Below are 13189 nucleotides of genomic sequence, written 5' to 3' on the forward strand. Positions count from 1 at the left end.
GCATCAATGCCGGAAATGGCGCATGCCGGTGAAGACCATGGCAACGCCGGCCGCGTCAGCGGCGGCGATGACTTCCGGGTCGCGCATCGAGCCGCCCGGCTGGATGACGGCGGTGGCGCCGGCGGCGATCATCGACAGAAGGCCATCAGCGAACGGCAGGAAAGCTTCCGAGGCGACGGCCGACCCACGAGTGAGCGGCGCGGCAAGACCCAGCGCCTTGGCAGCTTCTTCGGCTTTCAGCGCTGCGATGCGGGCTGAATCGACGCGGCTCATCTGACCGGCACCGATACCGACGGTTTGGCCGTCCTTGGCGTACACGACGGCGTTGGACTTCACATGTTTTGCCACCTTGAAGGCGAACTTCATATCTTCCAGTTCCTGCGCTGTCGGTGCGCGCTTGGTAACGACCTTCAGCGCGAGATCTTCGACCATGCCATTGTCGCGCGTCTGCACCAAAAGACCGCCGGCAACCGTTTTTGCCGTCAGACCCGGTATGCGCGGATCGGGCAGGGCGCCGGTGATCAAGAGGCGCAGGTTCGGCTTGGCGGCGATGACCACCTTGGCCACGTCGCTGACCGAAGGGGCGATGATGACTTCGGTGAAGAGCTTGACGATTTCTTCGGCCGTCGCGCCGTCCAATTCCTGGTTGAGCGCGATAATGCCGCCGAAAGCCGAGGTGGAATCGCAGGCAAGCGCACGCTCATAGGCTTCGAGCAAGGTGGCGCCGGTGGCGACGCCGCAGGGATTGGCATGCTTGATGATGGCGACGGCGGGTAATGTCGCGGCCGGGAACTCGGCGACCAGCTCGAAGGCGGCATCGGTGTCGTTGATATTGTTGTAGGAGAGCTGTTTTCCCTGCAGCAGGATCGCAGTCGCAACGCCCGGGCGGTTCTCGCCGGTGATGTAGAATCCGGCTTTCTGATGCGGGTTTTCGCCGTAGCGCATCTCTTCCTTCAGGACACCGCCAATTGTGCGGTGAAGCGGCATCGGCGTGTCGAGGACTTCTGCAAACCAGCCGGAGATCGCGGTATCGTAGGCAGCCGTGCGGGCATAGGCCTTGGCGGCCATTTTCTGACGGAAGGCGAAGGATGTAGCGGCACCGCTGCCAAGCTCGGCCAGAAGTGCGGTATAGTCTGATGCGTCGGTGATGACAGTGACATAGGCGTGGTTCTTGGCCGAGGCGCGGATCATTGCGGGGCCGCCGATATCGATATTCTCGACCGTCGTCGGGTAATCACCGCCCTTGGCGCGAACATCCTCGAATGGGTAGAGATTGATGACGGCCAGATCGATGCCGGTAATGCCATGCGTCACCATCGCCTGAACATGATCCTCATCATCGCGGATCGCCAGAAGGCCGCCATGCACGCCCGGATGCAGGGTCTTTACCCGGCCATCCATCACTTCCGGGAAACCGGTAATTTCGGACACGTCAGTCACCGGCAAACCGGCATCGGCAAGCGCCTTGTGGGTGCCGCCGGTCGAGACCAGGTGGACGCCCTTTTCATGCAGGGCGCGCGCCAGCTCGACGATGCCAGTCTTGTCGGAGACGGAGAGCAAGGCGGTACGGACGGTGACGTGATCCGGGGCGGGAATCTTCTTGGAGGCGACAGCCATCATCAAGCTCCTTGGTAGACGCCGGATATCGGGAGGGTCTTCCGGCCAATGTCCGCCTGCCGTTACCACAGCTTTCCGCGTGAAGAAACCGCAGTCACGGCGGCGGGTGACCGAATGGCGCGATTGTCATGCTTCGCGCGAAAAAATCCACTGGATTTCCGGCTGGGAAGCCGCCGTGAAGGTCACCGCCAACTGCGACGATTTTCGTACGCCGGAGGAATCGGCAAAGAAAATGTCTTCCTCGACCACAACCTCGGCATCGCGGCAGGTAAACAGCCAGACTTCGCCGTCTGGAGCGCTCAAATAGACTTCATGGACGCTGTGCTGCCGGATACCGATCGACGGGTGAATATGAAACCGCGCCACAGCCACGGCACTATTGGTTTGCGCGGGTTCCGCGCCATCCGGCTGAAACAGCCTGTCGCGGCCCCGCACCGCATTTGCCTGACCGTTAACGCTGATATCGCGCTCGTGCAGCAGGCCGAAAGCCTGGGCATAACCATCATGGTTGGCGATGACGGCATCCGGCTGTCCGGCACGTTCCTCGCGGCGGACATTGACCTTGGAAACACCACCGGTGACGATAGGGCCGAGAAAACCGGATTGCGACAAGCGCGACGACGAGCGATCATTGATCGTCACGGTCGAATGGGCCGCAGTCGAACGCGCCAGCTGGCGGAATCGCTCGCCGGCAAACTTTGGCGATCCGGAATTGATGACGAACCGGTGACGGCCGGACGACATCTCGAACGATAGGCAACCGGCATGGGCTGTGCGCGATAATTCCGGCGACAGCGGTTTTCCGGTATCCATGATGACAACGACATTGTTGTGCGCCAGCCGTTCGTACTGAAGATGCGGCAGGGCCTTGAACGGTGCACCCGCAGTCTCGTCGTAGCGCAGCACGGCCATCAATTCATTGGCAAGCGTCGACGTGGCGCCATTGAACAGAGCCAGCTCCCCACCCTCATGTCGGAAGAACCGCAGGGCTGGATACATCCGGTCGATGCACGGGATCAGCTTGGCCGGAACCTCATGGCCGAGATTGACATATGTCTGGCGCAACGGCAGCAGATCGATCAACAATTCCAGGCCGGTGCGCGGGTTTCGCGAACTGTGCCCACCATCGGGAAGAATTTGCCGGTCGAGTTCCTGATCAAGATTGCGGGCGGCCTTGCGGATCGTCGCTTCGGAAGCCGGCATCGCGACGGAGGCCATGGCCAGCGCAATCCGCGCCCGCAACCGTGCTTCACCGTCGCAGGTCGTGTCGGTGATATGGCGCAGATAACGCACCTGGAAGGCAAGGCTTTTGAGAAAGCGCCGATAGAAGACATGCTCTGCATTGCGCAAAATGATCGGCGAATGTGAGAGCCATGCAATCAGGCGTTGAGAAATGACGTCCGCTTCCCAGGCAATACCGCCGATATAGCGCCCATGCGTGACAATCCAGTCATTGACGATATGGCGCAGATGCGCGAATGCATCTTCCTCCTTGACCGTACGCATATGCCGGACCCAGCCGAAGGAATGCAATCTTACGGCGAATTCATGCGACGGAAGATCCATCTCGAAAGGCGATTCGCCCTCCGCCTCAAGCACGCGGCCGGCCAACGGGAAACGGCCCTGCAGGATTTCTTGCGCAACGAACGGATCAATGGCGCGCAAATCCGTTGGAGCGACAATCAGACGATCTGGGGTCTTTCCGGTAAAGCGGAACGCGGTGTTGCGGCCCAAGGCAAGACGGCGCGAGAACCGGCGCCAGCCTTCGCGCAGATACAGATAGAGAAGCCTTTGCCGGTCTGAAATCTGCATCTTCGACGCTTGCGCGTCTCCCTACTGCCGGACTGCCTCATGCGGCATCGAAACCGGAATGACTGCTGTCCGCACCAAATACTAAAACAGGACCACGATCGTGTCCGAAAAGTCATTAAACTTTTATAGATCGTTCCAACATTGTTAGGCAAACACGCCCGACGCGTCAATTGACGCGCCGCATGTGCCTGTTGACAGACCAGTCGCTAAATCTTGCGGCGCAAGACCACGGCGTAAAAACCGTCGAGACCACCGGCAAAACCATCCTGCGGATCGATCATCGCCGGTGTGGTGCGAAATTCGCCCAGCGGCGTGACTGCATCTTCCAGGCCGGGCCAGTCCGCCGGTTCGATCGACACGCGTTCACAATGACCATCGGCCAGAACGCGCTCGGTGACGACTTCGCCTTCGCGCGTATCGAGCGAGCAATTGGAAAAGACCACGAGACCGCCGGGCTTTACCAGCGTCAGCGCATGGCGCAGCAGCTTTTCCTGCAGCACGGCCAGCTTCTCTATATCTTCCGGTCCCTTGGTCCACAGGACATCGGGATGGCGGCGAATTGTGCCGGTCGATGAACACGGCGCATCCAACAGGGCGGCATCGAACAGCTCTTCGGTGCGGAAATCGGCCATGTTGATTTCCTGCGTGACCGCTTCCAGCCCCAGCCGGGCAAGATTGCCCTGAAGGCGCTTGAGGCGGCTTGCCGATTGATCAAGTGCCGTCACCTCAGCACCGGCGAGAATGAGCTGCGCCGTCTTGCCGCCGGGTGCGGCGCATAGATCGATGACGCGTTTGCCAGTGAGAGAACCGAAAAGCTTGGCGGGGAGGGCGGCAGCAGCATCCTGTACCCACCATTCACCATCGTCAAAGCCGGCAAGCGAAGGCACCGCGCCGGAAAACCCGGCAAGTCGGATGGAGCCGGTCGGCAGAAGACGGCCATTCAGCCTTTCCGCCCAGCCTTCAGGGTCGGATTTGACTGTCAGGTCGATAGCGGCGGGGGTCAAAAGCGCGGCGGCGATGCGGGCTGCTTCGTCGGCACCGTAATAGGTGACCAGCCGTTTGTGAAACCAGACAGGAATTGCCGGAATTTTTTCGCCGACATTGTCCAGCAAATCCTGCTTTTCACGGGACATACGGCGCAGCACGGCATTGACGAGGCTGGCAAAACGCTTGTTGCGCGGATCGATCTGCGCCTGCTCGACGGCAAGGTCGACGGCGGAATGATCGGGAATATCGAGATAGAGAATCTGGGCGGCGGCCACCGTCAACACATGATCAAGGGCGCGAGCGCCTTCCGGCAGCGGATTTTGCAACAATGAGCCGATCATCGCTTCAATACGCGGCAATTGCCGCAGCGCCGAATTCAGGATCGCTCGAACCAGAGCGCGGTCGGCCTCGTTCAGTTCGCGGTAAACCGGATTGCCGTTGCCCGCATCCAGCATGCCATCCAGCGAGGTCTTGCGATCAACGACAGCGGCGAGCATCTTGGCGGCCGCCTGCCGGGCCCGGATTCCGGGCTTGTCGCTGCGTTCAAAGGCCGGGTTTTCGGCGGATTGACCACGCGAACGGGCGGGGCGGCTGTTTCGTTTCGAAGGCGAATCATTTTTATTGTCGTCGGACGTCAAGACCAGGGACCTTTCGGTGGTTCGGAACCACCGCGACCCCAGCCCGTCGGCGGCACAGAGCGCGATTTGCGGAGGGGATTATCAGCCCTGACCGGCGGCGTCGAGACCGGTTGCATCTCTTGTGCCATCTGTTGCAATGCCGCGATACGATTTTCCGTTGCCGGATGGGTGGAAAACAGGTTGTCCATACGCTCGCCCGACAACGGATTGATGATGAACATGTGCGCCGTCGCAGGGTTGCGCTCGGCCGCAGCATTCGGCACCTGATGGGCGAAATTGGAGATCTTGGCCAGCGCCGACGCCAGCGCCAGCGGCTTGCCGCAGATTTCCGCACCGCGCCGGTCGGCCGAATATTCGCGTGTCCGGCTGATCGCCATCTGCACGATACCAGCCGCCAAGGGCGCGACGATCATTGCCACCAGCGTCCCGATAAAGCCAAGCGGATTGTTGTTTTCACGATTGCCGCCAAAGAAGAACGCAAAATTTCCGAGCATGGAGATGGCACCGGCAAGCGTTGCAGTGAGCGTCATCGTCAGCGTATCGCGGTTTTGCACATGCGCGAGTTCATGCGCCATGACGCCGGCGACTTCGTCATAGGACAGCGCATTCAAAAGCCCGGTGGACGCAGCCACCGCCGCATTTTCCGGATTGCGGCCCGTGGCAAAGGCGTTTGGCTGCGGATTATCGATGACATAGACCTTGGGCATCGGCAACCCGGCATTGGCAGCCATATCGCAAACGATGCCGTAATATTCCGGCGCCGTGCGCTCATCGACTTGCTGTGCGCGATACATGCGCAACACCATGCTGTCGGAATTCCAATAGGAAAAGACATTCATACCTGCGGCAATGACCAGGGCAATCATCATGCCGCCCTTGCCGCCGATGAGAAAGCCGACCGCCATGAACAATGCCGTCATGAAGGCCAGAAGCATCGCGGTGCGCATAAGGTTCATCAGTCACGTCTCCAAAGTTTGCCAATGTTTCACGTGAATCATGGGTTTCGCTTGAACAAAGATTTCCTATATGATGGGGACATTAGGCGCATTCTTCAACTTTTTCGCGGAAATTCGCATGCAAAACGATAACGACAACTTGACAGTCGAGCCGCGCAAACCTCTTTCTGCGGCGGCAAAACGGGCGCTGGCCGAAGCAGAGGAACGCCGCAAGGTGCAGAAGCCCGTTGAGCTTCCCGAAGAATTGGGCGGGCGTGGCGGCGCGGAACCTTCGCGGTTTGGTGACTGGGAAATCAACGGCCGGGCGATCGATTTTTAAGGAAATAATTCCTGTTGAAATTGCGCCATGAACGGTATATTTTCCTATTCATGATATCTGGACCGATCCCATTGTCCATCGCCGCCCTTACAGCACTCTCGTTGACCGCTTTTTCGCATGCGGCCGAATCCGGCAAACGAATCGAAATCACTGGGCCAGTGACGGCAAATGTTATCCGCGTCATCGATGGCGACACGATCCTCGTGGCTGCAAAACCCTGGCCGCAACAGACCATGGAGGTCTATGTGCGGCTGCGCGGCATCGATGCGCCGGAGCTGAAATCGGCTTGCGCGTCCACCCGCGATGCCGGTCAGCAGGCACGGGAAGCGCTTGCCAACTTGACCAACGACCAGGATGAAATCCAGTTGACGCATATTTCCGGCGACAAATATTTTGGCCGGGTCGTGGCCGATATCAGCTTCTCCGATGGGCGGAATCCGGCTCAGGAAATGCTGTCGGCGGGGTACGTCTCGCCTTATGACGGCGGGCGTAAGTCGAAGGACTGTTCTTCCTGGTAGGTGTATCCGAGCCATCCGATATCGAATGGCTCGGGAACTGCACTACTTCTTGTTCTGCCGGTTGGCGATCAGGTCATCGACAACGGCCGGATCCGCGAGCGTTGAGGTATCGCCGAGCGAACCGAAATCGTCCTCGGCGATCTTGCGCAGGATGCGGCGCATGATCTTGCCGGAGCGGGTTTTCGGCAAGCCAGGGGCGAACTGGATCTTGTCCGGCGAAGCAATCGCACCGATTTCCTTGCGGACATGGGTCACCAGCGCCTTGCGCAGATCGTCCGAACCGGCCTGACCGACCATCAGGGTCACGTAGCAATAAATGCCCTGTCCCTTGATATCGTGCGGATAGCCGACGACGGCGGCTTCCGACACCGAATCATGACTGACCAGCGCCGATTCGACTTCGGCGGTGCCCATGCGGTGGCCTGAGACGTTCAAGACGTCATCGACCCGGCCGGTGATCCAGTAATAGCCATCCTCATCGCGACGGCAGCCGTCACCGGTGAAATACTTGCCCTTGTAGGTGGCAAAATAGGTCTGGATGAAGCGTTCGTGATCACCATAGACGGTACGCATCTGGCCGGGCCAGCTGTCGGTGATGCAGAGATTGCCGTCGGCCGCCCCGTCGATCACCTTGCCTTCGCCATCGACCAGCTGCGGCTGCACGCCGAAGAACGGACGGGTGGCAGAGCCCGGCTTGAGGGCCGTGGCGCCGGGCAGGGGCGTAATGAGGATACCGCCGGTCTCCGTCTGCCACCAGGTATCAACCACCGGGCAACGGCCGTCGCCGACCACATGATAGTACCATTCCCAGGCTTCCGGATTGATCGGCTCGCCGACGGAACCGAGCGTGCGCAGCGATGTGCGGTTGGAGCGGGTGACGAAGGCATCGCCCTGGCCCATCAGGGCCCGGATGGCCGTTGGAGCGGTATAGAAGATATTGACCTGGTGCTTGTCGACCACGTCCCAGAGACGGCCGGCGTCCGGATAGGTCGGCACACCTTCGAACATCAGCGTCGTCGCGCCATTGGCGAGTGGACCATAGACAATATAGGAGTGGCCCGTGACCCAGCCGACATCGGCGGTGCACCAGTAGATATCGCCCTCGTGATAATCGAAGACATATTGATGCGTCATCGAGGCATAGACGAGATAGCCGCCGGTGGTGTGCAGCACGCCCTTGGGTTTTCCGGTCGATCCCGACGTATAGAGGATGAACAGCGGGTCTTCCGCATTCATCTGCGCCGGCGGACAATCGGCTTCGACGGCGGCCACAGCCTGATGATACCAGATGTCGCGCTCGGAGAACCAGGCGATCTTGCCAGCCGTGCGGCGCACGACAATCACCGACTTGACCTCGACGCCGCCGCGCTTGGCAATCTCGATAGCCTGGTCGGTATTGGCCTTCAGCGGGATCGGCTTGCCGCCGCGCAGGCCTTCATCGGCGGTGATGACGATGGTCGATTCGCAGTCGACGATACGGCCGGCCAGCGCGTCAGGTGAAAAGCCGCCGAAGACGATGGAATGCACCGCGCCGATACGGGTGCAGGCGAGCATCGCATAGGCGGCTTCCGGGATCATCGGCATATAGATGGTGACGCGATCGCCCTTCTGGACGCCGTTTGCCGTCAGCACATTGGCGAGGCGGCAGACGTGCTCATGCAGTTCGCGATAGGTGATCTTCTTGTCGTCATATGGATTGTCGCCTTCCCAGATGATCGCCACCTGGTCGCCGCGCTTTTCCAAGTGACGGTCGATGCAATTGTAGGAGACGTTGGTAATGCCATCCTCGAACCACTTGATCGACACATCGCCCTCGAAAGAGGTGTTCTTGACCTTGGTATAGGGCTTGAACCAATCAATACGCTTGCCGTGTTCGCCCCAAAAGGCTTGCGGATCCGCAACACTTTGCTTGTACCACGCCTGATACGTCGCATCGTCGATGAGGGCACGTTTCCGGGCGGATTCCAGGATCGGATAGGTTTTGGCAGACATGATGATTTCCTCCCTGCGCAGGCAGTTTCAGGCGGCACATCTCCTCGTGCTCGCCCGCTTCGGGCGCCATACATATCAGGTCAAGACACGGCGTCCATTAGACAAAAGGTCATTTATTCAAGAAGAATTGCATTTCTGCGAGGACGAGGGTATAGAGGCGCTAATTTCCCGGAAATTAAGTGGTTACACCCCACGGCCCGCGACACCGGCGCGGACGGACAGAAGGACTATACCCATGGCTCAACAACTGCTTATGCCCAAAGCGACGGCCGTATGGCTTGTTGACAACACTGCCCTGTCGTTCGAACAGATCGCCACGTTCTGCAAACTGCACCCGCTGGAAGTCAAGGCGATCGCCGACGGCGAATCCGCGCAGGGCATCAAGGGCCTCGACCCGATCGCCACCGGCCAGTTGTCGCGCGACGAAATCGCCCGCGCCGAAGGCAACCTGAACCACAAGCTGAAGATTTCCGAACCGAAGGTTCGCGTTCCCGACAACAAGCGCAAGGGCCCACGCTACACCCCGGTTTCCAAGCGCCAGGACCGCCCGAACGCTATTTTGTGGCTGGTGCGCAATCATGCTGAACTGAAGGATGCCCAGATCTCGCGTCTCGTCGGCACCACCAAGTCGACGATCGAGCAGATCCGTGAGCGCACCCACTGGAATTCGACCAACCTGACGGCGATGGACCCGGTGACGCTGGGCCTGTGCACGCAGATCGACCTCGACCTTGAAGTCGAACGCGCCAACAAGGGCCGTCCGTTGCCAACCGCAGCCGAACTCGGCGCGACGCTGGAAGCCTCGAAGGAAACGGAAAAGCTGCCGTTCTCCTACGATCGCGAAGAGGAAAAAGAAATCGACGCCGACGCCGTCTTCTCCAAGCTCAAGGCCCTCAAGTCCGACCGCAAGGACGAAGACGAAGACGCCTTCTGATTGGAACGCATCGTTTCCGACGACCAAACCCGGATCATCTGATCCGGGTTTTTTTGTTTTGGGTAGGCATGCTCATTGAGCGGTAACGACAGGCGCTTGCCGGTTAAAGCGGCAATCTGCCTTGGGAAGGCTCAAACAGATTTGGCAACCATCCCGGACTGGTTCAGCCCGGCCATATATGCGGGCTTGCGATCGAATCACCGATCGGGAAGGATAACGAGCACGAATCTTGCTTTGCTCGAACCATCGGTCTGCTCCGTCCTTGGGGCAGTCGTTTCCCTTCACGCCAATTCCAGGAATCCCGCATGCCTCGTCTCCTTTCCATGCTCGCCCCGATCGCGGCTGCAGCCTCGGCTGTTTTTTCCACGGGCACAGTCGCCTCCGCCGCAGATGTGGTTGCGCCAAAAATTCTCGTCGTCACCATGTTCGGCGAAGAAGCCAAACCGTGGATCGAAGCGCGCAAGCTCGAAACGAAGATAAAGGTTCCGGGGCTTTCCAAGGAATATCCGGACGTCGCCTGCGACGCTGAGGGCCTTTGCGTCATGACCACCGCCATGGGCTTCGCCAATGCCGCAAGCTCCGTATCGGCTGTGCTCTACAGTGGCCTTTTCGACTTCAAGCAGACCTACGTCCTGATCGTCGGCATTGCCGGCGTCGATCCGAATGACGCAACACTCGGCTCTGCGCTTTGGGCACGCTATGCCATCGACGGCGGCCTGCGGCATGACATCGACCCGCGCCAGATTCCCGCCGACTGGCCAAACGGCATGGTCGCGCTGGGTGCCAAGCATCCGGGCGAAAAACCCAAATGGGGTTCGGGAACCGAAGTCTACAAGCTCGACGAAGCGCTGCTCCAAAAGGCGTTCGCCTTGACGAAAACGGTCGAACTCGCCGACGGCGATAAGGCAAAAGCCTACCGCGCCACCTACCCGGCAGGTCCCGGCAGCAGCGCCCCGATCGTCGCGATCTGCGACACGGTCTCCATCGACACCTACTGGCATGGCTCGAAGATTGCCGAGGGCATGCAGGAGTGGGCATCCCTGGTGACCGACGGCAAGGCGAACTATTGCACCACCCAGATGGAGGACAATGCGTCACTGACCGCGCTGCGCCGTGGTGCCGATGCCGGGCTCGTCGATTTCAACCGGATTGCCCTGCTGCGCACCGCCTCCAATTTCGACCGCGAGGCACCGGGCCAAACGGCCGTCGAATCCCTGTCGGCAGAATCTGGCGGCTTTCTTCCCTCCACTGCCAATGCCTACCGTGTCGGCTCGACATTCGCGAATGCCGTCATCACCGATTGGCCGACCTGGTCGAAGGGCGTTCCCAGAAAATAAAGACGGTAGCGGTGTACCGATCGCCCTCGGGCGATCGGTACACCAAACTGCCGTCTAAGACTGCGGCTAAGAGTTACTCGTTGTGTGCTAAAGACTGATGCCACGCGCCTGCAGCACCGCAGCAATTTCGTCGAGCACGGCCGGATCATCGATGGTCGCCGGCATCTTCCACTCTTCACGATCGGCAATCTTCTGCATCGTGCCGCGCAAGATCTTGCCCGAGCGCGTCTTGGGCAACCGTTTGACGCAGATTGCCATCTTGAACGCAGCCACTGGGCCGATACGTTGTCGAACCAGACCGATCACTTCCCGCTCGATATCGGCTGTTTCACGGGAAACATTGGCATTGATGACCAGGAAGCCGGCCGGCACCTGGCCCTTGATGGGATCGGCGATGCCGATAACCGCGCATTCGGCTACGTCGGCGTGGCTGGCACAGATTTCCTCCATCGCTCCGGTGGACAGGCGATGGCCGGCGACATTGATGATATCGTCGGTGCGCGACATGATGAAGATGTAGCCGTCGTCATCGATATAGCCGGCATCCGCTGTACGATAATAGCCGGGGAACTCGGTAAGGCATGTGTCGCGAAACCGCTGATCAGCGTTCCAGAAGGTCGGCAGGCAACCCGGCGGCATCGGCAGTTTGATGACAACATTGCCCAGCGTTCCAGATGCGACGGGATGGCCGGCATCGTCCAGCACCTGTACATCATATCCCGGCAAGGGCACCGCTGTGGAGCCGTATTTCACCGGCAGCAGGCCAAGCCCGATCGGATTTCCAGCCACCGGCCAACCCGTTTCCGTTTGCCACCAGTTATCGATGACGGGAACGCCAAGTTTCTCTTCCGCCCAGGCGACCGTATCCGGGTCGGCGCGTTCGCCCGCCAGAAAAAGCGCCTTGAATCCCGACAAATCATAGCGGCCGATCAACTCACCTTTGGGGTCCTCCTTGCGGATGGCACGAAAGGCGGTGGGGGCAGTAAACAGCGTGGTCACACCATGCTGCTCGATCACGCGCCAGTACGCCCCTGCATCGGGCGTACCCACAGGTTTTCCTTCATAGAGGATCGCCGTACTGCCATTCAGCAGAGGCCCATAGACGATATAGCAGTGGCCAACCACCCAGCCGATATCCGACGCCGCCCAGAAGACCTCGCCCGGCTTGATGCCGAAGAAATGCTGCATCGACCATTGAAGCGCGACCATATGGCCGCCATTATCGCGCACGACACCCTTTGGCTGGCCGGTGGTTCCCGATGTGTAGAGGATATAGAGCGGATCGGTGGCCAGGACTGGAGTGCAGGGAACATCGAGACTACGCATCTTTGCGGAAATCGTGGCGGCAGAAAAATCGATATCCCGGCCATCCTGCATCTCGGCCTTCAGTGCGTCCCGCTGGAAAACAAGGCAGTGAGCCGGTTTGTGTGCGCTGATCTCGATGGCTGAATCGAGCAGCGGTTTATAGGCGATCGTTCGTCCACCTTCGATGCCGCAACTGGCCGAGACGACCAGCTTTGCCTCGCTGTCGGTGATGCGGGTCGCCAGTTCGCTCGCCGCGAAACCACCGAAAACGACGGAATGCACAGCGCCGATGCGCGCAGCCGCCAGCATGGCAAACACCGCCTGCGGGATCATCGGCATATAGATGATGATCCGGTCGCCCTTGACTATGCCCAGATCACGGTAGACCGACGCCAGCGCCATGACTTCATCAAGGATGGCGCGATAGGTCCAATGCTGGATCGTGCCGGTCACCGGGCTGTCGTAAATCAAGGCGTCCTGATCGCCGAGGCCTGCAGCAACCTGACGATCCAGGCAATTGAAGCAGGTATTGGTTTCGCCGCCGGGAAACCAGCGCCCATAGACACCCTGGCTGGCGTCGAAAACCTGATCGAATGGCCGGAACCAGTCAATCTCTTGGGCAGCATTCGCCCAGAAAGCGTCAGGATCTTGCTTCCACGCGCCGTAAACGTCGGAATAGCTGCTCGCCATTGCCGTCTCCTCCACTCCCAATACCGGACGAACCGGCCTCCGGAGAAGACCATAGGAGATTGCCAGAGTGCAGAGAAGCCAGAC

General features: G+C 59.8%; 10 protein-coding genes. 4 read left to right on the top strand and 6 right to left on the bottom strand.

The genetic code is table 11. The annotated features are described in order from the left end of the window. Nucleotides 1-3: 3 nt before the first annotated feature. The 4 genes from purH to htpX form a co-directional block, all read right to left on the bottom strand. Nucleotides 4-1617, bottom strand: coding sequence for a bifunctional phosphoribosylaminoimidazolecarboxamide formyltransferase/IMP cyclohydrolase (gene purH / locus ACQY8Q_RS11855; RefSeq protein ID WP_428426761.1), 1614 nt, complete (start codon nt 1615-1617; stop codon nt 4-6). Between the two features lie 126 nt (nt 1618-1743). Continuing rightward, the gene (locus ACQY8Q_RS11860) at nt 1744-3429 is read right to left on the bottom strand and encodes a heparinase II/III family protein (protein WP_428426762.1); all 1686 of its coding nucleotides are present in this window, start codon (nt 3427-3429) and stop codon (nt 1744-1746) included. A 206-nt stretch (nt 3430-3635) separates the two neighbouring features. After that, nucleotides 3636-5054: an RsmB/NOP family class I SAM-dependent RNA methyltransferase gene (locus ACQY8Q_RS11865; RefSeq protein ID WP_428426763.1), complete on the bottom strand. Its 1419-nt coding sequence runs from the start codon at nt 5052-5054 to the stop codon at nt 3636-3638. After that, nucleotides 5051-6010 carry a zinc metalloprotease HtpX gene (gene htpX / locus ACQY8Q_RS11870; RefSeq protein WP_428426764.1) on the bottom strand — a complete coding sequence of 320 codons (960 nt, stop codon included), beginning with the start codon at nt 6008-6010 and terminating at the stop codon, nt 5051-5053. Before htpX ends, ACQY8Q_RS11865 begins: the two co-directional genes overlap by 4 nt. A 118-nt stretch (nt 6011-6128) precedes the next feature. Here htpX and ACQY8Q_RS11875 point away from each other — a divergent pair, with 118 nt between their 5' ends. Continuing rightward, complete coding sequence (locus tag ACQY8Q_RS11875) at nt 6129-6329, top strand: DUF1674 domain-containing protein (RefSeq protein WP_428426765.1); 201 nt, start codon at nt 6129-6131, stop codon at nt 6327-6329. A 71-nt stretch (nt 6330-6400) separates the two neighbouring features. Next, complete coding sequence (locus ACQY8Q_RS11880; RefSeq protein ID WP_428426766.1) at nt 6401-6847, top strand: thermonuclease family protein; 447 nt, start codon at nt 6401-6403, stop codon at nt 6845-6847. A 42-nt stretch (nt 6848-6889) separates the two neighbouring features. Here ACQY8Q_RS11880 and acs read toward each other — a convergent pair whose 3' ends face one another. Then, complete coding sequence (acs, locus tag ACQY8Q_RS11885) at nt 6890-8839, bottom strand: acetate--CoA ligase (protein WP_428426767.1); 1950 nt, start codon at nt 8837-8839, stop codon at nt 6890-6892. Between the two features lie 235 nt (nt 8840-9074). On the opposite strand from acs, the gene ACQY8Q_RS11890 reads away from it, so the two are divergent. Further along, a complete protein-coding gene (locus tag ACQY8Q_RS11890) occupies nt 9075-9773 on the top strand; it encodes a DUF1013 domain-containing protein (protein WP_428426768.1) in 699 nt (232 codons plus the stop codon). Between the two features lie 305 nt (nt 9774-10078). Then, on the top strand, nt 10079-11110 hold the full coding sequence (locus tag ACQY8Q_RS11895) for a purine-nucleoside phosphorylase (RefSeq protein ID WP_428426769.1): 1032 nt from the start codon (nt 10079-10081) through the stop codon (nt 11108-11110). Nucleotides 11111-11197: 87 nt separating this feature from the next. Here the strand turns inward: ACQY8Q_RS11895 and ACQY8Q_RS11900 are convergent, their stop codons facing one another. Next, nucleotides 11198-13105, bottom strand: a complete 1908-nt coding sequence (locus ACQY8Q_RS11900) for a propionyl-CoA synthetase (protein WP_428426770.1) — start codon at nt 13103-13105, stop codon at nt 11198-11200. Nucleotides 13106-13189 lie beyond the last annotated feature (84 nt).

This window comes from Pararhizobium sp., from assembly GCF_965279435.1.
Lineage (GTDB): Bacteria > Pseudomonadota > Alphaproteobacteria > Rhizobiales > Rhizobiaceae > Pararhizobium.

Coding starts and splice junctions, on each gene's coding strand:
- ACQY8Q_RS11860 (WP_428426762.1), bottom strand. CDS start 3,429: ATGCAGATTTCAGACCGGCAAAGGCTTCTCTATCTGTATCTGCGCGAA.
- htpX (WP_428426764.1), bottom strand. CDS start 6,010: ATGAACCTTATGCGCACCGCGATGCTTCTGGCCTTCATGACGGCATTG.
- ACQY8Q_RS11895 (WP_428426769.1), top strand. CDS start 10,079: ATGCCTCGTCTCCTTTCCATGCTCGCCCCGATCGCGGCTGCAGCCTCG.
- ACQY8Q_RS11890 (WP_428426768.1), top strand. CDS start 9,075: ATGGCTCAACAACTGCTTATGCCCAAAGCGACGGCCGTATGGCTTGTT.
- ACQY8Q_RS11900 (WP_428426770.1), bottom strand. CDS start 13,105: ATGGCGAGCAGCTATTCCGACGTTTACGGCGCGTGGAAGCAAGATCCT.
- ACQY8Q_RS11875 (WP_428426765.1), top strand. CDS start 6,129: ATGCAAAACGATAACGACAACTTGACAGTCGAGCCGCGCAAACCTCTT.
- acs (WP_428426767.1), bottom strand. CDS start 8,839: ATGTCTGCCAAAACCTATCCGATCCTGGAATCCGCCCGGAAACGTGCC.
- purH (WP_428426761.1), bottom strand. CDS start 1,617: ATGGCTGTCGCCTCCAAGAAGATTCCCGCCCCGGATCACGTCACCGTC.